The organism is Streptomyces sp. NPDC031670 (genome assembly GCF_055580545.1).
In genome coordinates this window covers 24,384-44,745 of the sequence record NZ_JBVILC010000031.1, presented here as the reverse complement: position 1 = coordinate 44,745, position 20,362 = coordinate 24,384, and the positions used below count along the sequence as shown (strand labels likewise).

The window sequence follows — 20,362 nt, the reverse complement described above, 5'->3', positions numbered from 1 at the left end:
GGAGCGATTGAGCTGGGGGTGCTCATGGGCGTTTGGAGCTTGCCTGAGATCCTTCGCTCATGAACACACCACCGGACGGGTTGCCCGTCTACCGAGTCTTGACCGGACCGGACGACGCCACGTTCTGCCACCGGGTGAGCGAGGCGATTAGTCTTGGCTACGAACTGTACGAAGGCCCCGCCGTCACCTTCAACGGTGAGAACGTCATCGTCGCCCAAGCGCTGATCTGGCCGACGCGGTCGTAAGAACCCTAACGATGCAGCTCAGGAAGAGTGGTCCCCGCGCGCGCGGGGAGCACCGGAAGGGGATCGTCCCGCGGGCGGGCGTGGGGACCCACCTTCGCGTGCGCGGGGGACCACCCACCGCGCATCGCCCTCAATGCCGCGGCCTCCGATCTCGACGTGTCTTACCCCCTGAACGACCCTTCCGTGCGCCAGAAGCCATCCGGACCTGGCGGCGGTGGAGGTCGACTGGGTGACGTGCACCGGTGTCCTGACCAGAAGGCCAACTCTCCTGCGGGGGCTGGCCTGATCTGCCGCGGTGCGGCACGCCGCTTGTGGGAGCCGGACCTGTGGCACACCACCAGTACGGGACTCGCCTGCGGCAACACCCGCACCGAGGCGGTCCTGCACGCCGTGCTGGAGGTGATCGAACGCGACGTACTCGCCGACGACGACCCCATGCCACGGAGCCAGCCGCCTCCCCATCCACCCGGCCACCGTCCAGGACCGCTACTGCCGACAGCTTCTCGATTCCCTGTACCAAGTGGGCATGGAAGTGGAGATCAGCGCAGTCGAAAACGCCTACGGCCTGCCGGTGTGCCTGGCTCTCGTATGGAGCGAGGAATTCCCGCTCTGCTTCCCCGCTCCGGCTGCCACCCCACCCCGCCCATCGCCCTGTCCCGGGCCCTCACCGAAGCGATGCAATCCCGACCGACCTGCATCGCCGGAACCCGCGACGCCCCCTGCCAGGAAGAGGTTTTCACCGCGGCCCCGCAACCCCGGCCTGTGCCCGCGCCCGGGCCGCGGCTTGAGTGGAGCACGGTGATGCGCGAAGTGCTGGCGCCGCCGGGCGGCGACTTCGCGCAGCAGGTAGCGGCTCTGGCTGGGCGGGTTGAGAAGGTCAGCGCGTCCTCTCCTTCGCCCCGGGCCGCCTTGCAGCGCTTCGCGAGCTGCACCGTGTCCTGCGGCCGACAGGCCGGGCTGTCTTCACGAGGGCGGTGCGCCACGACACCCCCGCCTCCGAGGTTGAGCAGCCATGCGGGATGCGGGATGTGAGCTGGAGCACCTGGACGTGGCTTGGTAACTGACGGGCGACACCGCTTATCAGCGAGTTTGGACAGCACTTGGTGATCACAGCGCAAGAGACTGTCGATGAGAACCGACACCGGTCATGGGCGCACTGGGGTGCGACGCTGCTGAGGGTCTCCGAAACCTTCACTGTGGCTCGGTTGATCGACCAGACTTGCTCTTGTTTCCCAACGGAGAAGGGATGGCAAGCATGGCGAGCAGCGCACTTTTGGTGATGGACGTCCAACGGGACGTGGTGGCCATCGCCGACGACGGTTCCGGATATCTGCCGCGCTTGCGCAGCGCGATCGACGGTGCCCGGGCTGCTGGCATTCCCGTGATCTACGTGGTGATGGGGTTACGGCCGGGCGATCCGGAAGTCAGTCCTCGTAACAGGGTGATGACAAACGTTGTGCGGGCTGGCCTGTTCACCGAGGGGGCCCCTGGCACCGAGATCCATGACGACGTCGCGCCCCAGCAGGGCGACGTGGTGGTTACCAAGAGGCGGGGGAGCGCGTTCTCGGGCAGCGACCTTGACTTGGTACTCAGGGCTCGCGATATCGACAGTCTTGTTCTCACCGGCATCGCCACCAGCGCTGTAGTGCTGTCCACTCTGTGGCACGCCATCGACCTGGACTTCGGCCTCACCGTCCTGGCGGATGCCTGCCTCGACACCGACCCCGAGGTGCACACGATGCTCACCGAAAAGCTGTTCCCGCAGTGGGCAGATGTCGTCGCCGTCGAGGACTGGCTCAAAGCCATCGCGCCGCAATAGGGGGGGCGGTCCGGACCCTTGCGTGCGGGGCACGACGGGCATGGCCCTGCGCCGGCCGGGTGAGGTCAGCCGGCGGCGTTCTGTGCTGCTGCGCGGGCCTGGGTGAGGGCCAGGTGGTAGGAGTCGGGGCCGGGTCTCGATGCGGTTGCCGCCGAAGGTGAGCCGGTCGACGATCGCGGCGGATCGCCGCGTACAGATCGCCCTTGGACTTCGGTGGCATCGGCGCCCCCTCATCACGCAGAGCACCCGATGGTCCCACCGCAAGCACTCAAGCGGTGTCAAACTCAGCGATATCACTTTCCGCCGACGCCGGGCGACGCCGCCGATCTGTCCGCTGTCACTGAGCTCAGCCCGAGCGCCGTTCCTTGCCAACCAGTCTTGTCGTCGCAGGTCAGCGACCCTAGGCCGGATCCCTGCTGGACGGCGACCTTGCCCCTCAATCCAGCCGACGCAGGTCAGCGGCTCGCCTTGGGCCGGATTCGGTGTCCGCGGACACGATCGACCACCGGTACCAGAACTCACTGATAAAGCCATCGCGGCCTGAACAGGAAGACGGACCTCATGCCCCACACATGCTCGTCAGGCGGAGATCCAGCAGTAGAGACGCTGTCCCCGCGCCACCGCCCGGCTGGCCAAGACGGCCGTTTGTGTGAGGAATTCGGCCAGCCTCTCTGGATCCGGGGGCGTCCAGAACACATCCGAGGTGACCCACTCGCGGGCAACCTCTTTCAGCAAGGACGGATCGGCATCGGCGAGTGCATCACGCAGGGAATCGGTCAGCGTCAGGCACAGGAGCTCGCCCTCGTCGATACTCGCGAGTAGATGGCCATGCCGCGGGTCGGCCTGGACACTCTCGGCCGACCGTCCGGTGAGAGCCGCTTCCGCCGGCAGCAGGTCGGTGGTCGGACCCATCCCGTTGACGTCGAACCCGTCATAACCCGTCGCGGTTGGTTCGCCGTCTTCGCGGACCACGGCGCGCACCGCCTCGTCATCGTCGGCAGCAGCAAAGTATCCATAGATAACTCCCATGCTGTGATCTTGGCACCCACCTCTGACAAACGACTTCCGGCTGGTTTCCCCGCAGAGAGGCTCCGCGCCCTTGGACCATTGCACCCTCGGTGGGAGGACCGTGCGATGACCGACAGCGAACTGGCCCACGAGGACAATGTCGTCTGGCTCGAGGACACCGACCGCCTCGACTACGTCCGCCAGGCCCTGGACAAAACCACCCGCCGCCGCGGCAAGCCCCGCTACGCCCGCGACGGACGACGCATGGTCGGCTACACCGAACTCACCCCCGACGCCGAAGCCGACCCCGACAGCGGCCTGCAACTGCGTCGCGTCTTCTTCCTCCTGCCGCACGACCGCGACAGCGACCCCGACGGCGTCTACCAGCAAGGCGCACCCGGAGAAGCCGTCGACCCCCGCACCATCGAACCGCGCCGGGTGGGGGAGAAGACGCCGCGCTCCCAGCGGGGTGTTGCGGCGATAGCCTCCAGCAGGTAACCGGCCACGGGTCTTGCGATGAACGGGCATTCTAGGCCTGTTTTCAGGTGACGACCGAAAACTAGCTGGTCGGGGTGGACATGCTGCTCGGTAAGCAGACGCCGTGGCAGACGGGGCACCTTCCTCCCCGTGGGGTGAGTTTCTTGAGGTCCACGTACGACAGCATGCCGCAGTTGGTGCAGGAGGTTAAGACGTCGTTTCCTTTGGTGCCCTTGCGGTTATCGTGCCTGGTTGTTGCCCTCCATTGGGGCTGGGCCAGGGGCTGGGGGATCGTGGACGAGAGGTTTGACGCCGTTGGGGAGGCGCTGTGTTGCGCGGCGGCCATCCGGCTGGGCGGAGCTATGCAGGTGTTGGCGGAGCGAGCCGGCCCTGTTCGACCGCTACAGCCTGATCATGGCGGGAGTGACGAACATCGTGGCGTTTCTTGACGGCCGCGAACTCGACGACGACCTGCTCAGCTCTGCCTTCGCCGAGAGCTGGTCGCTGGACGCCAGGTACCCGGCAGAGTTCGCGGGGCATGACTTCGTCAGAGGCTGGACCTCTGTGGTGTTCGCCGTAATGGTGCTGACAAAGCCAAAGCAGCAGGACATCGTGGCAGCGCAGGGGCTGGACCTGGCGTCGGAGGCGGTGGCAGCTTGGCCGTCCGCCATCCGTATCGGCACCTTCGACAGCCTCGTCCGCTTCGAGCTGGCCTGCCAGCAGGATGCGGAAGGCCGGCTCCGGAAGAACGGCCTGCCTGCTCTGTGGGAACTGGCGGAAGTTCAGTCGAAGCAGTACCGCCAAGCGGCAGAACGGCTCGTCGGATAGTCGGCACCCCAGCTGATGAGCCTTCGGTAGCCGATGAGGGTTGCGGCGATGCCGACGAAGGCGAGGAAGTGTTCCGACGTCCCCTCGTAGCGGCGGTGCAGGCGCCGGCAGCCGGCCAGCCAGGACACGGTCCTCTCGACCACCCAGCGGTGACGGCCGAGCCGCTTGGACGACTCGATGCCCTTGCGGGCGATGCGGTGGCGGATGCCCCTCTGGCGGAGCCATTTCCGCAGGTGGTCGTCGTCGTAGCCCTTGTCGGCGTGGAGCTTGTCGGGGCTTCCGCGGCGGGAGCGGATGGGCGGGATCCCGCGCACGAGCGGCCTCAGGCCGAGGCTGTCGTGCATGTTGGCGCCGGAGATACCCAGCGACACCGGCAGGCCGTTCCGGTCCGTGATGAGGTGGATCTTCGATCCCAACTTGCCACGGTCAGTCGGATTCGGTCCCGTCAGTGGCGCCCCCTTTGGCAGCCCGGACACTGACTGAGTCGATCGCGCACCGCGACCAGTCCAGCTCACCCCGCCTGCCGAGTTCGTCCAGGACGATGCGGTGGAGCCTGGCCCAGACTCGGTCCCGGCTCCACTGGGCAAAGCGCCGGTAGACGGTGGGCCAGGCCGGCCCGAACACCGGCGGCAGCTGCCGCCAGGTGCAGCCCGAGGTGGCCACGAAGATGATCGCCGCCAGGCCTTCGCGGTCCCCGGCCCCGTCGGCGGCCCGCCGCCCTGCGGGCGTATGACCTCCGTCGGCGGGACCACCAGCCGGAACAGCGTCCACAACTCGTCCAGCACCAACCGCTCCACCAGATCCGTCACGCACGGCTCAACGAGCGATCACGCCATCACAAACCATGTCTAAAGGTTCGACAGCTGTCAGTGGCTGCGGCTACGGTCTCCAACACGCGGTCGGCTTCCGGGGGTTCCAGCTCTGAAGGGAATGGTTTGTATCCCCGGTCTGTCTGGGGGGCGGCCCGGAGACTCGTCCGGGACCTAACCGACGATCGGGCTTCGTTGATCGCCAGAGGATCACCTGCCAGCGCCGACCGCGTGCCATCCCTCTGCGTCAAGATCCGCTGAACCCGGGCACGGTTCCGGTCGGCGGCGAATGAGACGGGAACGGGGAGCAGGGTGTGCGTGGGTGGGTCTCGCGGCGCTTCCCCGAGCCGAGCCCGACGATTAAGACGGCGTTTCACTTGGTGAGTCGTCGGTAGTTGATGAGGCTGGTAGCGATGGCGGTGAAGGCGAGGAAGTGTTCGGGCTTGCGTTCGTAACGGCGGTGGAGCCGGCGGCAGCCGGAAAGCCAGGACATGGTTCGCTCGACGACCCATCGGTGACGTCCCAGACGTTGCGCGTTCTCCACACCGCGCCGGGCGATACGAGGCGTGATTCCGCGCTCGCGGAGCCATCGCCGCAGGTGGGGATAGTCGTAGCCCTTGTCGCCGTGGAGCTTGTCCGGGCGTCTGCGGCGCGGTCCGCGGCGACTGCGGATCGGGGGTATGGAGGCGACGAGCGGCTTCAGCGCGAGACTGTCATGGGTGTTGGCAGCGGAGATGGCGACCGCGACCGGAAGACCGCACCGGTCGGTGACGAGGTGGATCTTCGATCCGTTCTTGCCACGGTCGGTCGGATTCGGTCCCGTCAGGATCCCCCTTTGAGGGCCCGGACACTGACCGAGTCGATGGCGAAGCGTGACCAGTCCAGGCCTCCCTGGGCGCCGAGTTCGTCCAGGATCACCCGGTGGAGACGGGCCCAGACGCGGTCCGCACTCCAGCGGGCAAAGCGCCGGTAGACGGTCGGCCAGGCCGGCCCGAACACGGGCGGAACCTGCCGCCACGTGCAGCCCGATGTCGCCACGAACACGATCGCGGCCAGACACTCACGGTCCCCTGACCGCCGACGACCACCCCCTTGCGGACGTACCACCACCGTCTCAGGCACCACCCGCCGGAACAACTCCCACAACTCATCCGGCACCAACCGCTCAGCAAGACTCGCCATGCCCAGCACAACGACCCTCGCCTTCAAAGGAAACGGCGTCTAAGAGGCTGGTCCCGTGGACGGTGCCCGGGCAGACGAGGCTGGCGGACGCTTTCGCGTGTCGAGCGCGTTGGGGTTTCGCGGGGCCTTGGTGGTCGTGGTGGCGGGCGAGGTGGACCATGGCACCTCGCCCCAGTTGGGTGAGGCCCTTGAGAGTGCTGTGACCAGCGGAGCCGGTCGCGTTCTGGTGGACCTCAGTGGCGTGTCCTTCTGTGACTGTTCCTGCGTGAACGCCCTTCTCGCCGCGCGCGAAATCGCGCGGCGAAACCGGGTCGTCCTGGTCTGTGAGGGACTGTCGCTGTGTGCAGAGCGTGTCTTCGAGCTGACCGGTGTGGGACCGCTCTTGCGGGCGGCGTGATCACCGTCCGGCTTCTCGCTGAAGCTCGGCCGAGGCCGCCCGATTGATGAGTTCACCCCAGACCCGGTAGTAGGGCTGGCTTCTTTACGCGACCACAGGCCAAAGGCGCGCGGATTCTAAGATTCCTGGACGTCAGGTCGCGGGAACTCGTCTGCGACTACTGGACCTTAACCACCTTGTGCACGGGTTGGGCGTCGAGGAGCATCGGAACACTCCGCCCTGCCCCACCTCGGCGAGCGAAGAGGTGCTCCGGGATCAGGTCGGGCTGGATCTGCTCGACGTACACGCCGCCTGTGCGGCGGTGGAGTCGAAGTAGTGATCTTCAGTGATCGAGTGTCCGGCTGTCGGTCAGCCGCCGGAAGCAGTCTGCTGGAGGGAGGTGTTTTTTGCGTGGCCGCCGGGCGGTCCACAGGAGGGTCCTGGGGTGGTGCGTCAGTCCACGGTGCCGCTGCGGCGGGCGTAGGCGCGGGCGGCGCGGGCGCGGTCGCCGCAGCGTGTGGAGCACCAGTGGCGTCGGCCGTGGGTGCGCAGGAGGAACCGGTCGCAGGGGGCGGAGCCGCAGGCGGCGAGGATGCCGGCGTCGGGACTGGTGAGCAGGTCGGCGGCGTCGGCGGCGAGGGTCGCCAGTGCGTGGTTGACGGCCTGGTCGGTGGGGTGCGCCTGAACGCGGCGCAGCCCCTGGGCCCCGTCCCAGGCGAGGAGGGGGGCGGTGGGTACGGCCGTGAGGGCCTCGTTCACCGCGTGCAGGGATTCCTCGGGCGGAGGTGCACCGTCCACGCGCGCGGTGAATAGGGCGCGGATGTGTCCGCGCAGGGTGCGCATCCGCTGGGCGCAGAACTCGTACAGCTGCACGTCCGGGGTGGTCAGGTTGTGAGCGGCGAGCCAGCGCATGGCGGATTCCGGGGCGGCGAGCAGGTCGTAGCTCTGGCCGGTGGGCAGGGTGGCGGCGGTGTCGGCGAAGTCCAGGGAGCGGTACCGATCGGCACCCGGGGCCGGGGGCAGAGCGGTCGGTGCCACGTCGGTGGCCAGGGTGTCGTCCATGCCTCTCATGGTAGCGCTTGCGTTTTTCCGTGACACCTGCCTAGCCTGGCATCACGTTAACCGCAGATTTTTTTCGTGAGAAGCGGAGATGTCATGTCCCAGCTCAGCGCCAACCAGTTCCCGGTCCGCACGTTCGGCGGTCCGACCGCCCTGTTCGAGTACGGCGGCCTGCGCTTCCTGACCGACCCGACCTTCGACGGCCCCGGCGACTACCCCGCGCCCGGCGGCCCGACCCTGACCAAGACCGCGCCCTCCACCGCTACGCCCGCCGATGTCGGCCCCGTCGACGTGGTCCTGCTCTCCCACGACGAGCACGCCGACAACCTCGACACCTCCGGCCGCGCCCTGCTCGCCGACGTCCCCCTCACCCTCACCACCCCCACTGGCGGCAAGCGCCTCGGGGCGAAGGCCAAGGGCCTGGCCGACTGGGAGAGGGTCGAACTGGAGCGTCCGGGCGGCGGCACCATCACGGTGACCGGCGTCCCGGCCATCCACGGCCCCGGCGCGCGTGAGGAGATCGAGCCCTTCGCCGGCCAGGTCGTCGGCTTCGTCCTGACAGGCGAGGGCCTGCCGACGGTCTACGTCAGCGGCGACAACGCCTCGCTCGACGCGGTCAGGGAGATCGCCGACCGCTTCGCCCCGATCGACACCGCCCTCCTGTTCGCCGGCGCCCCCCGCTTCCCCACGCTCTTCGACGGCAACCTGATCGTCCTGGACAGTGCGCAGGCGGCCGAAGCCACCCGGATTCTTGACGCCCGCCGTGTTGTCCCGGTCCACCATGACAGCTGGGCCCACTTCACCGAGGGCCGCGACGCTCTGGAGGCGGCCTTCGCCGCCGCGGGCCTGACCGACCGCCTGGACCAGGACTGGGTGCAGCGCGCCTGAGCCCGGACCACCCCTCAGGAACCGAGAGCTCGTGCCGGGGCCGGGGCCCGCAGCACGCCGAGCCCCGGCCCCGGCCCTTGCCCCGGCACGACCCTTCGCGGTCTCCCCTGCGTCATCTCCCAGCAGTGCCGCTCCCCGGCGCCGATGCACTCGGTCCCAGGCGTCATAATCTCCCGCGCGGTCGTCACGTGTTTCTCGAGTCGTCGAAGACGAAGTGACCGGCTCGGGCCTTCGCCATGCCCGGGCCGGTCCACACCTTTTCGTATGCCCGGCTGCGTCGTGGACACGACGCGAGCGGTGCCCGCGTCATCCGAGGGGGAGCGCCAACGTCTGCGCACCGCTCCGGCCGCTGCGCGCGGGGCTCGTGTCAGAAAGGCTGCGGAGTGAGCGGCTGTGACAAGCTGCGTTGCCCTGTCGGTGGCAACCATGCCGCCCGCCTTTTCACCAGGATCAGCCAAGACACCATTCAACCTGGTTGAGGGTGGGGTCACGGCGATTCGCCGTCACGCTGACAAGTCTGCGGCGGCAGAGGTCTGCGACGACCGCGATTTGCGGGGTCGCCGGCTCCCCGTCCAACAGGACGCTGAGCAAATGGTCACTGTTTTCGGCGTCCAGCGTGATTCCGGGGCTCAGCGCCTCCAACAGCGGGTTCATTGACGCATGAGTGGCCGCATCGACATCAAGCATCAGGTTGGTGAGCCGTCCTCGCGTGATTTCGTGAGTGACTGACGTCGTCGGCGCCAGGCGGAGGCGTACATACTGCGGCAGCGCAGCGACGGGAGCCGAGTCCGCCCTGACCAGACCTGCGCTGACAAGAGCCGCGGCCACTTCTGACGCACTGTAGGCGCCGCCCTGTTCGGCCAGCGCGCCAACCGGTATGCCGTCGGACGCGCTGATACTGGTCGGCAGGAATACCCAGGTTCCGCGACGTGGATTGAACAGTGTCGTACCCGCTTGTCCTGTCGGATGGACATCGGGCACGACAACTGTGCCCTCAGTAAGAGGCAATCCGTCGCTGAGTGAGACGGCTGATGGCGCTGTCGCTTCGGCCCGGAGGTGGAATGCTCCTGAGATATCAAGGAACAGGTGCTCCTCAACGGGTGCGACTCGTGGGTATCTGACCCAGTCATCCTTGTCTCGGCTCGCATCTTGGGCAACGGACATGCCAAATCGCCTCGCCTGGTCCGGCGTTATCCCGTCGGTCACCGTATAAGGGAGGCTCAGCGTCAGCTCTCCGAGCGCCTCGGGATCCAGCCGTACGCCGAAACGAGCGGGATTGGCAGCAACCGGTGACATCCGATCCAGGACGAAGGGTGATCCTGTCCACGACCACCAGCGGTTGCCTCTCGCCCTGGCTGCAGCAATGTGTCTGCGCGCGAAGCGAACGGTGGCCGTGGCCTCATCCTCCGTTTCGCCGGGAAAACCGTGGATCACGAACAGGTGGATCGACATCGAAGTCTCATGCAAGGCCGCCAGGTTGGCGTCGATGACCTCAACCCGGGTCTCCTTGTCCATGAGTTCCAAAACTCGCTGAGATGCGGACTCGAGGCCGAAGCTCAGCCTGCGACACCCGGACGTCTCGAGCAAATGAGCAAGATCCCGGTCCAGGCCCGGAGAGAACCTGGTCTCGGCGTACCAGGTGAAGGGGCTCCCTGCAGCTGTCAGATCCCGCGCCAGGCTCCGCAGCGTGTGCAGGGTGAGGATCTCGTCGACGAACATGAAGTGCTTCGTTCGGTGTCGCTCACTCAAGTAGGCCATGTGTGAAGCCACTGTAGGAGAGGCGATCTGCCGGAAGTTACCCGACGCGAAGGGGATCGCGCAGAACGCACAGTTCCAAGCGCAACCACGGGATGCGAAGATCGGCAACACCAGCCCGGGTGCGAAGTACTTGTCCAGCGGCAAATCGTCAAAATCCGGAGCCGGAAGTTCGCCGATGGCCACGGGCTGCACGTTTGTCCGCACGAGTGCGCCATCGCGAACGAACAGGACGTTGGGCACCTCGTCGAGCCCGGTGTCGGTGTTCCATGCCGTGATGAGGGCTGGGAACGCCGCCTCCCCCTCGTTCACGACCATGGCGTCGACGATGTCGAACAATCGGTTCGGCGCGGTCCACTGGCTGCTGATGCGGGTCACGTAGTTGCCTCCCACGACGACCTTGATGTCGCTTCGGGCCGCTTTGAGCCGTGTGATGAAGGTGATCGCAGCCACGAGTTGACTGTCTGCGGAGACGCTGACTCCGACGTACTTCAGATTTGTAGTGAGCCGCGGTGCGACCTTGGTGTCCCAAATGCGATTGAAGGCCCACTGGTATACGTTCGTCTCCGGGTCGCCGGCCAATTCCCAGACCTCTGCGAACGACTCCGCAGAGAAACTGCGGCCCCGGGGCGACAGGCTGAAAACTCCATGCCCTGGGAAGGACTTCGCGACCAGGTCGCATGCCGCGCTCACGAGCTGCACCGCGTTGTCGAACTCCCGTCGAGACACCTCGACGGTGCCACGTACCACAGCCTTCGCCCACAACAGGGAGTCCAGAATACCCGCGGTCCGTGCAGTGAGGCCGGGGGTATCGGCCTCGGATCCCTCCTGCCCGCGACGCATCCGGAGCATCTCCGCGAGGGCTCCCGGCGACAGCAGATCGTCCAACGTCTCGATACCGAGATCGAAACCTGCGGCATTGAACCCGTGCTCTCGGAGCACGCCCACCAGCAACGGAACGGCGAGGTGCGGCGCGTGGGCGTTCCACGTGGGAGGGCACACGACAAGGACTTCAGGATTGTCTCGTGGCCCTATCGCGGTCAGCGTCTCAGGCATCCGCTCCACCTCCCTTGACGTTGAATCCGAACGTGGCCAGTGACACCTGTTCGCCACTACGGACCGGCGTGCGTCCGTGTGGTGTCAGCCGGTGGAACATGACCGCCTGGCCGGGCTCCAGATCGAAGGTTTGGAGCCCGGAGCAGGTGTAGAAGTAGGTGACGGACCCGTGGGCGGCAGTGACCCTCGTGTGTGACAGGCACAGGAGAAGGTTGATCTCGTACTTGTCGTTGTCCAGATGGAGCGGGCAGCAATCACCAGCGTCGGCGTAGTACAGATAGCCTGCGGACACCGGCTCCGCGAACGGAACGTGGACCTCGTGTTTGACGACCTCACGCAGGTACCGGGAGCGAAGCACCGATTGCGCGACCGGACCGGTGTGCGCCACGGATCTGCCACCGTCGTACTTCGACGAGGCCGGCTGACGGTTCGCAGCCTCGGTGAGCAAGGCAGACAGCGTCGCTTCCGGAAGCCAGCCCCGATCCACGACGATCGGCTCGCGTGCGCAGGTCCGGAAACGATCGAGCAGGCCGCCCAGGACCAGCAGAGGACGTTCTTCGCGGCTGCCAGGTTGAGGGATCGTTCCATCCGCATTGGCCATTTCCTTGACCAGGGCCTTGAACAGCTCCGACACTTCAGCGGCCGAAACGGCGTCAGACAGAATCATGAACCACAGCTTCCTCTTGAGCGGCCGACAAGCCGGATCCAGACCGTGACTTCCAAAGCAACAGCAGAGCTGCGCCGGCCGAGACGCTGATGTTCCAGCAGCCGGCAGCGAGGACGGCGGTCCGGGGGTAGGCGACCACGCTGATTCCAATGAGGTATCCGAGACATACGGCAGCGTTGGCACCAGTGCCGAAGGCTCCGAAGCCGACCGCCTGTCGATCGTGCGGCAGGCGCCGATACATCAGGTTGACCGCGGCGATGTTGAGCACTGAGTTGCAGAAGCCTCCCAGCACATACACGCCCAGGACGAGAGCTGGCTGCGGCACCAAGGCTGGCGTCATGACGGCCGCGCCGACTCCCACGGCGCCGATGAAAATGAGGTGCAGGTGACCGATCGGAGCCAGCCGGTCGAACGCTGCTCCCGCAGCGATACCACCCATCGCCCACAACGCGTTCAACCATCCGTACCATTGGCCTTCAACGTGGAGGACCTCGCGGACGAAGACGGCGAATACCGGCCCCTCCACGCTGGACCCCAGCGCGACGACGAAGACCGTCACCGCCATCACCAGGACCTGAGGGTCCTCAGCCAGGATCTGGAACGGCTTCGGTGTGGGCTTTCGGCGGCTGGCTGTGTTGTCGCCCAGCAGGCGAAGAACCTCTCGCAATCCGAACAACGTCAGCATGCTGGCCGCGAAACTGGCGACATCGATGATCAGAGCCGTTCGGGGCCCCACGGCCGCATAGAGGACCCCTCCCAACGCCGGCCCCAACGCGCCTGCCGCGGACTTCACACTGCTCAACCGCGCCGTGTACCGGCCTCGGTCCGACTCGCGCAGACGCCCGACGGCGGTGGAGGTCAGCAGGCCCTGCATGGATCCGAAGGCGCCCGTCACGAAGGTGAGCACCGCCACCACAACGCAGTGGGACACGGTCAAGTTCCGGATCATCAGCATGATCGCCGTGATCGAAACAACCTGTCCCAGAATGGCTGTCAGCAGCAGGCCGGCGCCGCCGCGGGACCGCACCACCATGCCGAATCGGCGACCCGCAACGATCATGGGGAGCAGCGCCGCCAGCATGGCGACACCTATGAACGACGGATGGCCGGAGGCCGCCAGGGAAAGCGTGACGACCGTGACAGCGATCCCGTCGCCAGTCGAGTTGACGAAAGCACCCGTATGCAGTGAGAGTTCTCGACGCCACGACAGACCTGCCTCGATCACGTTACGCGCCTCGTGACGCAGGGCTTACCGGCGCTAGCTGCGCCAACGGCGCTGCCAGCCAGTCGCGGAAGGCAAGACCGTCCGGCCCCAGGACCACGGAGTTTCCGCCCTCGACTACCGCGCCGAGCAAGTAGCTTGCTCGATCATGGGCCAGCCGCAGACCGGTCTCGGCTTCACGATCCGATCCGAAACGATTGAGGGCTGCCGCGTACATCGCGGCCAGATGCACGTACACGTGCGCTGCCGCCAGTGAGCGGCCAACCGGGTAGCTCCGAGGCGGGCCCCATGGGATCGGCACCACCGGGTTGTCAGGACTGCGCTCGTCGTAGTCGGGAACATAGAGTGATCTGGTGGGACGCAAGCCACCCAGGACGGCGTGGACGCTTTCGTGCAGAATCGCTTCGGCGATCCGTGGTATGGAGCCGTTCGTGATGTGTTTCCTGGAAACGAGGATGGTTCGCGGCAATTCCTGGAGATATCCGCTCTCCATCGGCCCGTCGAAGGGGATCAAGAACTCGACCGCCGACAGACAACTCGCCGACAAGGCCGGCAGGACCTCGCTGAGCCAGTCGTAGGCGGCATCAAGGTTCCCTAACTGCTGTTCGGTGAGGTCGGCGGCCAGAACATTGTGGCCGGCTCCGTCCTTCTCGAGTGTAGCCGTCAGGGTTGCCGAGACGTAGGCAACGAACTCGACCGGCAGGTCACCGCAGAACGTGGAAGGCCGGTTCTCGGGGCGGCTCAAGCTGCCGATGGCTACGCGTGCACACGCGGGGAAAGGTGCCAGTCGGTCAAGCCAGTCCGTGGTACCGGCCCGCCACTCGCGAATCGCATGAAACATGGTCGTGTGAGCCATCATGCGTTCCACAGGCGTACCTGGCGACCGGAGGAGTGCGGCAATCGGTGCGCCGTCGTCGTGATGGTCAATGACGTCTGCAACTGTGTGCAGAATGCTCTGCATGTCCTCGGCTATGATCTGCGCGTTGCCGAAAATCGAGGACGTGAGATGGCGTTCGTAATTCATGAGACCTCTTCGAACTCGGGACGGGAGGTGTGGCGGAATTAGGCCGCCACACCTCACCGCTGCAGTCGTTTAGTCCGGTGTCGGATATTGCGACTGTGCTTGCAGTTCGATACCGAGTTCCTGGACCAGGAGCTCAGCGTGTTCCGCTTCGGTCGGCAGCTCGGCGAGCAGCTTGTCGAGGTCGCCGAACGCGGCAGTATCGAAAGTGCGCATTTTTACACCTCCTTCACTCTTCCGTAGGGCTACTGCTCGGATTGAGCATGTCTAGGGGCTCGAACTGAGCGATGACCTCGTCGAACGCTCGGAGCGCGGCGGGACTCGTCGCCTCGATGTGCTTGCGCGCTGCCGATACGCCATGGCAGTGAGCCAGCCACACCACGGACGCGACGCTCGCGGGTACTCGGCGGATGCTGGGCGGCGTAACCGTGGCCAACCACCAATGGCCAGTGCCCGGGATCCGGCGCAGATGAAGATTGGAACCAGCTAGCGCACTCCTACTCGTGGCAGCGGTCACGGCTACGACCTCTCGAAGTCGATGAACACGGCATCAAGTCCATCCGGATCATCAGGATTCAGCGGCACTGACTCAGCCCGCGCCGATACGAAGCCATGTTCTGCGGCCGCCTTGGTCAACTCCTCCACACTCCACAGCCGATGGGTCGACTTGGCGGCGACGGCACTGACCTCACGGCCAGAACTGTCGGGCCTCAGCACGCAGATGAGACGGCGAAGCAGCCGAGGCCGTTCGGGACCCTGTGGGCTGAACTCTGTGAGATAGGGCCTGGCTGTGCCGTTGTCATCGACGACTTGGTAAGCAACCCCGTCATAACCAGCGAGGATCTCGATGCTCCGATCGCTGAAGCACGAGATGTACACATTGCGCAGGCTGTGGATTCCCGCGAGGGCGCTGAAGAGAGCCGCCAGGTGGTCATCGCCCACCACGACGTCGATCGAGCAGTCCGCAATCACCGCCGCGGTCACCCCGGCCGACGCCATCACGTCCACCATCGCCTGCGAAGGCACCTCGGCCTGGACCACCGTGACGGCGCCGGCGGGATGCTCGCGAGCGACGTCATCGAGGAGCGCGGCAGCCTCGGCCGCGAAGTCGACGGCGATGACGGAACATCCGCCGGCTCTCAACCCGATGACCGACCGGCCGACACCGGCGGCCAAGTCCGCAACGGCCTGGTGTCGGGACCCGATGGCGGCGAGCCAGGCGAGATCGTAGGTCGGGGGCTGTTCGGCCCGACTGCGCTCGAGGCGTGCGATGGGGTCGGTGTAGGAGTCCACCCACTCCACGCTGTTCAGCGTCGGCAACAGTTTTTCCACAAAAACCACGACTAGCAGCACCTCCCGGTAAGTACCGCCAACACGGTGGATAGCGAACCTGTTTGCAAGCTGTGGCGGACAGGCCTCATACGTCGTCCCTCCCCGTCAATGCCGCCAGGCAAAGCATTCCCGGCACGTTCGCAGCTGTTTCTGACTGACGACACCCAACATCGCCACAGGCACCGTTGTCCGCACTACTCATACGGCAACAACGCAGGTCAGCGCTCACCTGCGGGCGGACAAGAGGACTTGTCCGCGGACAACCGATGGTCAGCTCCGGCCCTCCGGTGACTCCATTTCAGTGGTGCTGGGCGGCCTTGAGTTTTGTTCGTTGAGCTTTGTTTGTTTGGTTCAGGTGAGCAGTAGGCGCCGGGATTGAGGCAGTGCGTGCTTGCGTTCTCGGATGCTCTCTGTGCTGCGGGTTGGTGTGCGTGTTGGGAGAGCGGGTGTGCACCTTCACTGGTTTTGGACGGCAAAACATAGCCGCCCCCCGCCAGGACCAGCCGTTACGCGCCAGCAGTTTCCGTACGCCCTGGATCGTGTAGGCCAGCGCTCGGCGGGTGTGGCCCGTTCCGCAGTGAGGCTGGTGGCCGCGTAGACGGACTTGGACCAGGCCGGAGAGGTGGTCGCAGGCGGCGAGTAGATGGCTCTTGCGGCCTGTGACCCTGGCCGCTCCGTAAAGGGCCTTGGCGTCGACTGCCACTGCGTGCAGCTGGCCGTCGGCCCCGGCGCGTCGGTCGGGCAGCCAGCGGCTCACCACCCGGTCCAACGCGTCGCGTCGATACGGTCCAGCAGCGGCCGCGCTGTCGCCTCCGCCGGTATCTACCGCTTCGGGGTTAGCGGATCGGGCCGTACGCCGGATCTCTTCAGGCACGGTCTCGGGATGCTCGCGGAGTTCATCAAGGGCAAGCGGGATCGAGCGGTGACGCGTCGACAGGCACGGCTCATTCGCCCGCGGCGTCTTCGGCCTCCCAGCGCAGCAGGTCGCCTGGCTGGCAGTCGAGCACCTCGCAGAGCGCGGCGAGCGTGGCGAAGCGCACTGCCTTGGCCCGGCCGTTCTTGAGCACCGCCAGGTTGGCGGGCGTGATCCCGACCCGGTCCGCGAGTTCGCCCACAGACATCTTCCGTCTGGCCAGCATCACGTCGATGTCGACAGCGATCGGCATCAGATCACCTCGTCCAACTCGGCCTGCATCTGGGCCGCTTCGGCGTCGCGGGCGACGGCCTGGGCAAGCAGCATCCGCAGCACGAGCACGATGAGCGCGACTCCCAGGATGGCCAGTCCAATCCCGCCCATGATGAGGGTGACGCCCGGGTCGTCCCGCTGGCCGGGCGCGTTCAGGGCCGTGATCGTGAACCACACGAGAGCAGCCGCGACGATCGCGCCGATGATGACGTCCACGTACCGGAAGGCGGCGTGGGAGAACACGGTTCCGCGTCGCACCATCGTGACCAGTCGCCATACACCGACCAGGGCGACCTGGGCCGTCCCGATGCCCAGGATTGTGATCACGCGCAGCGGGGTCAGCGGGAGCGACCCGTCCTCCGGGTCGTTCCCGCTGACCAGCGCCCACACCATCGCTGTCTGTGCGAACAGGGTGCCGGTGAGCGCCACCACGAGCACCGCGCGCAGCGCACGTACGGTCAGCTTTCCCATGACCCATCCTTCCATCGTTTTGCGATGGAAATCTATCGACTATCGATAGGTGAAGCAAGGGTTGGGTCGGAGGGCGGGCGGCGGTTCGCCCCATGGCGGGATGGCGTCGACCCCTCGACGGAAGCGTCTTGGTCAGCGCAATGATGCGGGAGTGCTCTTGCTCGGTGATCCGGGGCTCACGGCCCCGTCCGTGTAGGACCAGCGGTCCCTCGACTCTGCTTCGCAGCCAAGGCCGTGTCCGGGGCGACAGTGTGGCTGCCCCGGGCGCGGTGTCTGTCGCGGCGTTCAGCGGTAGTTGAGCTCGGCGAGATTGGTGGCCAGGTTGCGGCGGAAGGCGGGGATGCGGCCGAGCACGGGCAGAACGGTGTTGCGCAGCGCGCGCAGCGGCCCGGTGACGGTGGAGATCCGGGTCATCCGGTCGGTGAAGGTGACCACCTGCTGGGCGACTGGGCGTCGGCGTGCCTCGTACTCGTCCAGTGTGCTGGTGGCGAAGGCGCGGCCGAGGGAGTGGGCGTCTTGGATGCCGGTGTTCATGCCCTGGCCGCCGGCGGGGCTGTGGACGTGGGCGGCGTCGCCCGCGAGGAAGAGGCGCCCGGCCCGGTAGTGGTCGGCGACGCGGTGGTGGACCCGGAAGCGCGATGACCACACCAGGCTCGTCACGTGGGCCTGACCGGGGGCGCGCTCGTCGAGCAGCCGCTGGACGAAGGGGAGGTTGGGCTCGGCCGGTGCCTCGTCGACGGTGGCGACCACCCGGTAGCGCTCGCCCGGCAGCGGGGCGACGACGAATATCCCGGCGGCGCCGAAGGTGAGAGCGACTTCTTCGGGGCCCGGTGCCCACTTCATGGTGACGTCCGCGAGGACGAAGGACTGGGCGTAGGCGCTGCCGGTGAAGCCGATGTCCGCCGCGTCGCGGACCACACTGTGCATGCCGTCCGCGCCGACCGCGTACGCGGCCCGGAGTCGCGCGCCGGTGTGTGTGGTGAGGGTGACGCCGTCCGTGTCCTGCTCGACGGTGCTGACCTGGTAGGGGCGGTGGACATCGCCCCCGAGCTCACGCAGCCGGGCCAGCAGGACGGCCTCGGTCTCGTACTGCGGTGCCAGCAGGGTGTAGGGGTAGCGGGTAGGGAGGTCGTCGAAGGGGATGGTGAGCAGGCGGCGGTCGCCGTCGCGGACGGCGAAGCGGTTCAGCCGCAGTCCCCGGGCGATCAGCGCGTCGGCGGCCCCGAGTTCCTGCAGGACCTCCAGGGTCCGGGCGTGCACCACGCCGGCGCGGGAGGTGTTGGCGCCCTCGGCGAGGCGGTCCAGGAGGACGAAGTCGATACCGGACTGGGCCAGGGTGACGGCGAGTGCCAGGCCGGTCGGCCCGGCGCCGACGATGGCGACGTGCGTGGTGGCGGGGAGTGCGGTACCGGTCATGGGGGATCCCCTTCTCGTATGCCAACGGCTGTTGGCCAACTCCTGCCGAGCATCATGTTCCTGAGGCCCAGTCATGTCAACGGTTGTTGGCCTACGAACGTGGGCCTACGATCGTTGACATGACGAACAGCGCACCGCCCGCACGGCGGTCCTCCGAAATCACCCGGGCCGCCATCCTCCGCGCCGCGCGGGAGCGCTTCGCCGGCCAGGGCTACGAGCGCACCACCATCCGCGCGGTCGCCGCCGACGCCGGGATCGACCCGTCGATGGTGATGCGCTACTTCGGCAGCAAGGAGCAGCTCTTCGACGCCGCGCTGACGATCGACCTGCGGTTGCCCGCCCTGGCCGAGGCCGAGCCGGGAGCACTTGCGGGGGTGATGGTGCGGCACTTCCTTCAACGGTGGGAGGGTGACCCGTCCGACGACGCCCTCCTGGTGCTGCTCCGCTCGGCCGTGACCAATGAACGGGCCGCCGAGCGCCTGCACGACATCTTCGCCTCGCAGGTCGGACCGGCCCTGGCAGCCGCTCTCGGCCCGGACGCCGCGCTCCGCGCCGGCGGCCTGGTGGCAGCTCAGCTCCTCGGCCTCGCGGTGACCCGGTATCTGCTGAAGCTTCCCGTCGTGGCGGCGCTGACGCCGGATCAGATCGCCCAGACGCTCACTCCGGCGATCCGGGCCACGCTGGAAAGCGCGCTGGGTCCTGTGGAGCCGCACTGACGCCCCCTGCTGGGAACGCGACGGGAATGCGAGCGCCCGTCACCCGGACGCAGGCCGCTACATCGAACCGGACCACCATAACGCTCTCCTGGATCTGTACCAGGCCCTCCGCTCGCCGTCCCTGCGGGAGCTGTCGGGCCGCACCGGCCTGTCCCGCATGACCTTGCACCGCGCTCTGGCGCCTTTTACCAACGACCGTGTCCCCACCGCCTTCGCGGCGCTGCACGCCGTCGCCCCGCCGGAGCCACACTGCCGCTGGAGCAGGGCGACGACCTGCGACGTGCCGCCCGCGCGGGCATCGTCGCCTTCACGGCTGGCTGGCGGCGTCTGCGGGCCCTCGGCTGTGGGCCGGCCGGGCTGCACCCCCCGTGTCCCGCAGGATTGGTGCAGGTCAGCGACCCTTCCCATCTCTGGCAGGGCCTCTCCCGCCGCGTCCAGGACATCGCTTCCGCCCACGCCGGCTGCCTGCCCGCAGCCCTCCTCCCCGGCCGGCGAGAACGATCCCGCACCGGCAGGGGAGACCGCCAGGAGCACCGCGGAAGACAGTCGGGCAGCACGCCATGCCTGCAGGCTGTTCGAGGCCGTTCAGGCCTTGACCCGCACCGGCCGGAGCCACAGTTCCGTGGCCCGCGACTATTCAGGTCATGGGTCTGGGGCGGAGCTCGGGTACGCATCACCTGCCGGTCTCGCGTCAGCTCGGCACACGGAAGGAGGCGTCGCCGCTGCCCGCAGCGGATGCACGGGTCGGTCGCGATGATCCGGTACTTGCTCCCGTCGGGTGAGCGCACCAGTGCGGGCTCACGCACCCCCTTCGTGCCGATCAAGGAGT

20 protein-coding genes and 1 pseudogene are annotated in these 20,362 nt (G+C 66.9%); 8 read left to right on the top strand and 13 right to left on the bottom strand.

What is annotated here, in order from left to right; genetic code table 11:
• Positions 1-59: 59 nt before the first annotated feature.
• The 3 genes from ACZ5ID_RS34410 to ACZ5ID_RS34400 all read left to right on the top strand — a co-directional run bounded on the left by ACZ5ID_RS34410 (position 60) and on the right by ACZ5ID_RS34400 (position 2,064).
• Positions 60-245, top strand: coding sequence for a DUF1737 domain-containing protein (locus tag ACZ5ID_RS34410; RefSeq protein WP_468906028.1), 186 nt, complete (start codon positions 60-62; stop codon positions 243-245).
• Between the two features lie 27 nt (positions 246-272).
• Positions 273-1,277 (top strand): YcaO-like family protein, encoded by a 1,005-nt coding sequence (locus ACZ5ID_RS34405; protein ID WP_468906026.1) that lies wholly within the window; start codon positions 273-275, stop codon positions 1,275-1,277.
• 223 nt (positions 1,278-1,500) lie between these two features.
• Complete coding sequence (locus tag ACZ5ID_RS34400; protein WP_468906023.1) at positions 1,501-2,064, top strand: cysteine hydrolase family protein; 564 nt, start codon at positions 1,501-1,503, stop codon at positions 2,062-2,064.
• A 579-nt stretch (positions 2,065-2,643) separates the two neighbouring features.
• Here ACZ5ID_RS34400 and ACZ5ID_RS34395 read toward each other — a convergent pair.
• Complete coding sequence (locus ACZ5ID_RS34395) at positions 2,644-3,093, bottom strand: hypothetical protein (protein ID WP_468906021.1); 450 nt, start codon at positions 3,091-3,093, stop codon at positions 2,644-2,646.
• A gap of 105 nt (positions 3,094-3,198) precedes the next feature.
• Between ACZ5ID_RS34395 and ACZ5ID_RS34390 the strand changes: the two genes are divergently transcribed.
• Complete coding sequence (locus ACZ5ID_RS34390) at positions 3,199-3,570, top strand: DUF6009 family protein (protein ID WP_468906018.1); 372 nt, start codon at positions 3,199-3,201, stop codon at positions 3,568-3,570.
• Between the two features lie 402 nt (positions 3,571-3,972).
• Entirely contained in the window at positions 3,973-4,377 is a 405-nt protein-coding gene (locus ACZ5ID_RS34385) for a hypothetical protein (RefSeq protein WP_468906016.1), read from the top strand.
• Here ACZ5ID_RS34385 and ACZ5ID_RS34380 read toward each other — a convergent pair.
• Positions 4,332-5,174: pseudogene (locus ACZ5ID_RS34380) on the bottom strand (IS5 family transposase). The gene ACZ5ID_RS34385 and the pseudogene ACZ5ID_RS34380 sit on opposite strands and share 46 nt — an antisense overlap.
• A 385-nt stretch (positions 5,175-5,559) precedes the next feature.
• Positions 5,560-6,374, bottom strand: a protein-coding gene (locus tag ACZ5ID_RS34375; protein WP_468906064.1) for an IS5 family transposase whose coding sequence is annotated in 2 segments (ribosomal slippage) — positions 5,560-6,014 and positions 6,014-6,374 — 816 coding nt in all. Because the reading frame shifts where the segments join, the coding sequence is not laid out codon by codon here.
• Positions 6,375-6,423: 49 nt separating this feature from the next.
• On the opposite strand from ACZ5ID_RS34375, the gene ACZ5ID_RS34370 reads away from it, so the two are divergent.
• Positions 6,424-6,765, top strand: a complete 342-nt coding sequence (locus ACZ5ID_RS34370; protein ID WP_468906013.1) for an STAS domain-containing protein — start codon at positions 6,424-6,426, stop codon at positions 6,763-6,765.
• 432 nt (positions 6,766-7,197) lie between these two features.
• Here the strand turns inward: ACZ5ID_RS34370 and ACZ5ID_RS34365 are convergent, their stop codons facing one another.
• Positions 7,198-7,815, bottom strand: coding sequence for an ABATE domain-containing protein (locus ACZ5ID_RS34365; protein WP_468906011.1), 618 nt, complete (start codon positions 7,813-7,815; stop codon positions 7,198-7,200).
• Positions 7,816-7,899: 84 nt separating this feature from the next.
• On the opposite strand from ACZ5ID_RS34365, the gene ACZ5ID_RS34360 reads away from it, so the two are divergent.
• The gene (locus ACZ5ID_RS34360; protein ID WP_468906008.1) at positions 7,900-8,691 is read left to right on the top strand and encodes an MBL fold metallo-hydrolase; all 792 of its coding nucleotides are present in this window, start codon (positions 7,900-7,902) and stop codon (positions 8,689-8,691) included.
• A gap of 450 nt (positions 8,692-9,141) precedes the next feature.
• Here the strand turns inward: ACZ5ID_RS34360 and ACZ5ID_RS34355 are convergent, their stop codons facing one another.
• The 9 genes from ACZ5ID_RS34355 to ACZ5ID_RS34315 form a co-directional block, all read right to left on the bottom strand.
• The gene (locus tag ACZ5ID_RS34355; protein WP_468906006.1) at positions 9,142-11,502 is read right to left on the bottom strand and encodes a B12-binding domain-containing radical SAM protein; all 2,361 of its coding nucleotides are present in this window, start codon (positions 11,500-11,502) and stop codon (positions 9,142-9,144) included.
• Positions 11,495-12,169, bottom strand: coding sequence for a 2OG-Fe(II) oxygenase family protein (locus ACZ5ID_RS34350; protein WP_468906003.1), 675 nt, complete (start codon positions 12,167-12,169; stop codon positions 11,495-11,497). The genes ACZ5ID_RS34355 and ACZ5ID_RS34350 overlap by 8 nt, the downstream gene beginning before the upstream one ends.
• A complete protein-coding gene (locus tag ACZ5ID_RS34345; RefSeq protein WP_468906000.1) occupies positions 12,156-13,394 on the bottom strand; it encodes an MFS transporter in 1,239 nt (412 codons plus the stop codon). Before ACZ5ID_RS34345 ends, ACZ5ID_RS34350 begins: the two co-directional genes overlap by 14 nt.
• Position 13,395: 1 nt before the next feature.
• Positions 13,396-14,415, bottom strand: a complete 1,020-nt coding sequence (locus tag ACZ5ID_RS34340; RefSeq protein ID WP_468905997.1) for an aKG-HExxH-type peptide beta-hydroxylase — start codon at positions 14,413-14,415, stop codon at positions 13,396-13,398.
• A gap of 69 nt (positions 14,416-14,484) precedes the next feature.
• Positions 14,485-14,628, bottom strand: coding sequence for a hypothetical protein (locus tag ACZ5ID_RS34335; RefSeq protein ID WP_468905994.1), 144 nt, complete (start codon positions 14,626-14,628; stop codon positions 14,485-14,487).
• A 303-nt stretch (positions 14,629-14,931) separates the two neighbouring features.
• A complete protein-coding gene (locus ACZ5ID_RS34330) occupies positions 14,932-15,753 on the bottom strand; it encodes a hypothetical protein (protein ID WP_468905992.1) in 822 nt (273 codons plus the stop codon).
• 935 nt (positions 15,754-16,688) lie between these two features.
• Positions 16,689-16,910, bottom strand: a complete 222-nt coding sequence (locus ACZ5ID_RS34325; protein WP_336004421.1) for a helix-turn-helix domain-containing protein — start codon at positions 16,908-16,910, stop codon at positions 16,689-16,691.
• On the bottom strand, positions 16,910-17,401 hold the full coding sequence (locus tag ACZ5ID_RS34320) for a DUF2975 domain-containing protein (RefSeq protein ID WP_468905988.1): 492 nt from the start codon (positions 17,399-17,401) through the stop codon (positions 16,910-16,912). Before ACZ5ID_RS34320 ends, ACZ5ID_RS34325 begins: the two co-directional genes overlap by 1 nt.
• 285 nt (positions 17,402-17,686) lie before the next feature.
• Positions 17,687-18,817, bottom strand: a complete 1,131-nt coding sequence (locus ACZ5ID_RS34315) for an FAD-dependent oxidoreductase (RefSeq protein ID WP_468905985.1) — start codon at positions 18,815-18,817, stop codon at positions 17,687-17,689.
• 119 nt (positions 18,818-18,936) lie between these two features.
• Between ACZ5ID_RS34315 and ACZ5ID_RS34310 the strand changes: the two genes are divergently transcribed.
• Positions 18,937-19,533 (top strand): TetR/AcrR family transcriptional regulator, encoded by a 597-nt coding sequence (locus ACZ5ID_RS34310; protein ID WP_468905983.1) that lies wholly within the window; start codon positions 18,937-18,939, stop codon positions 19,531-19,533.
• Positions 19,534-20,362 lie beyond the last annotated feature (829 nt).

Bases quoted from the DNA above. Each gene is read 5' to 3' on its own strand.
- ACZ5ID_RS34395 (WP_468906021.1), bottom strand. From the start codon at position 3,093: ATGGGAGTTATCTATGGATACTTTGCTGCTGCCGACGATGACGAGGCG.
- ACZ5ID_RS34355 (WP_468906006.1), bottom strand. From the start codon at position 11,502: ATGCCTGAGACGCTGACCGCGATAGGGCCACGAGACAATCCTGAAGTC.
- ACZ5ID_RS34325 (WP_336004421.1), bottom strand. From the start codon at position 16,910: ATGCCGATCGCTGTCGACATCGACGTGATGCTGGCCAGACGGAAGATG.
- ACZ5ID_RS34410 (WP_468906028.1), top strand. From the start codon at position 60: ATGAACACACCACCGGACGGGTTGCCCGTCTACCGAGTCTTGACCGGA.
- ACZ5ID_RS34390 (WP_468906018.1), top strand. From the start codon at position 3,199: ATGACCGACAGCGAACTGGCCCACGAGGACAATGTCGTCTGGCTCGAG.
- ACZ5ID_RS34360 (WP_468906008.1), top strand. From the start codon at position 7,900: ATGTCCCAGCTCAGCGCCAACCAGTTCCCGGTCCGCACGTTCGGCGGT.
- ACZ5ID_RS34335 (WP_468905994.1), bottom strand. From the start codon at position 14,628: ATGCGCACTTTCGATACTGCCGCGTTCGGCGACCTCGACAAGCTGCTC.
- ACZ5ID_RS34365 (WP_468906011.1), bottom strand. From the start codon at position 7,815: ATGAGAGGCATGGACGACACCCTGGCCACCGACGTGGCACCGACCGCT.
- ACZ5ID_RS34315 (WP_468905985.1), bottom strand. From the start codon at position 18,817: ATGACCGGTACCGCACTCCCCGCCACCACGCACGTCGCCATCGTCGGC.
- ACZ5ID_RS34340 (WP_468905997.1), bottom strand. From the start codon at position 14,415: ATGAATTACGAACGCCATCTCACGTCCTCGATTTTCGGCAACGCGCAG.
- ACZ5ID_RS34310 (WP_468905983.1), top strand. From the start codon at position 18,937: ATGACGAACAGCGCACCGCCCGCACGGCGGTCCTCCGAAATCACCCGG.
- ACZ5ID_RS34400 (WP_468906023.1), top strand. From the start codon at position 1,501: ATGGCGAGCAGCGCACTTTTGGTGATGGACGTCCAACGGGACGTGGTG.
- ACZ5ID_RS34320 (WP_468905988.1), bottom strand. From the start codon at position 17,401: ATGGGAAAGCTGACCGTACGTGCGCTGCGCGCGGTGCTCGTGGTGGCG.
- ACZ5ID_RS34350 (WP_468906003.1), bottom strand. From the start codon at position 12,169: ATGATTCTGTCTGACGCCGTTTCGGCCGCTGAAGTGTCGGAGCTGTTC.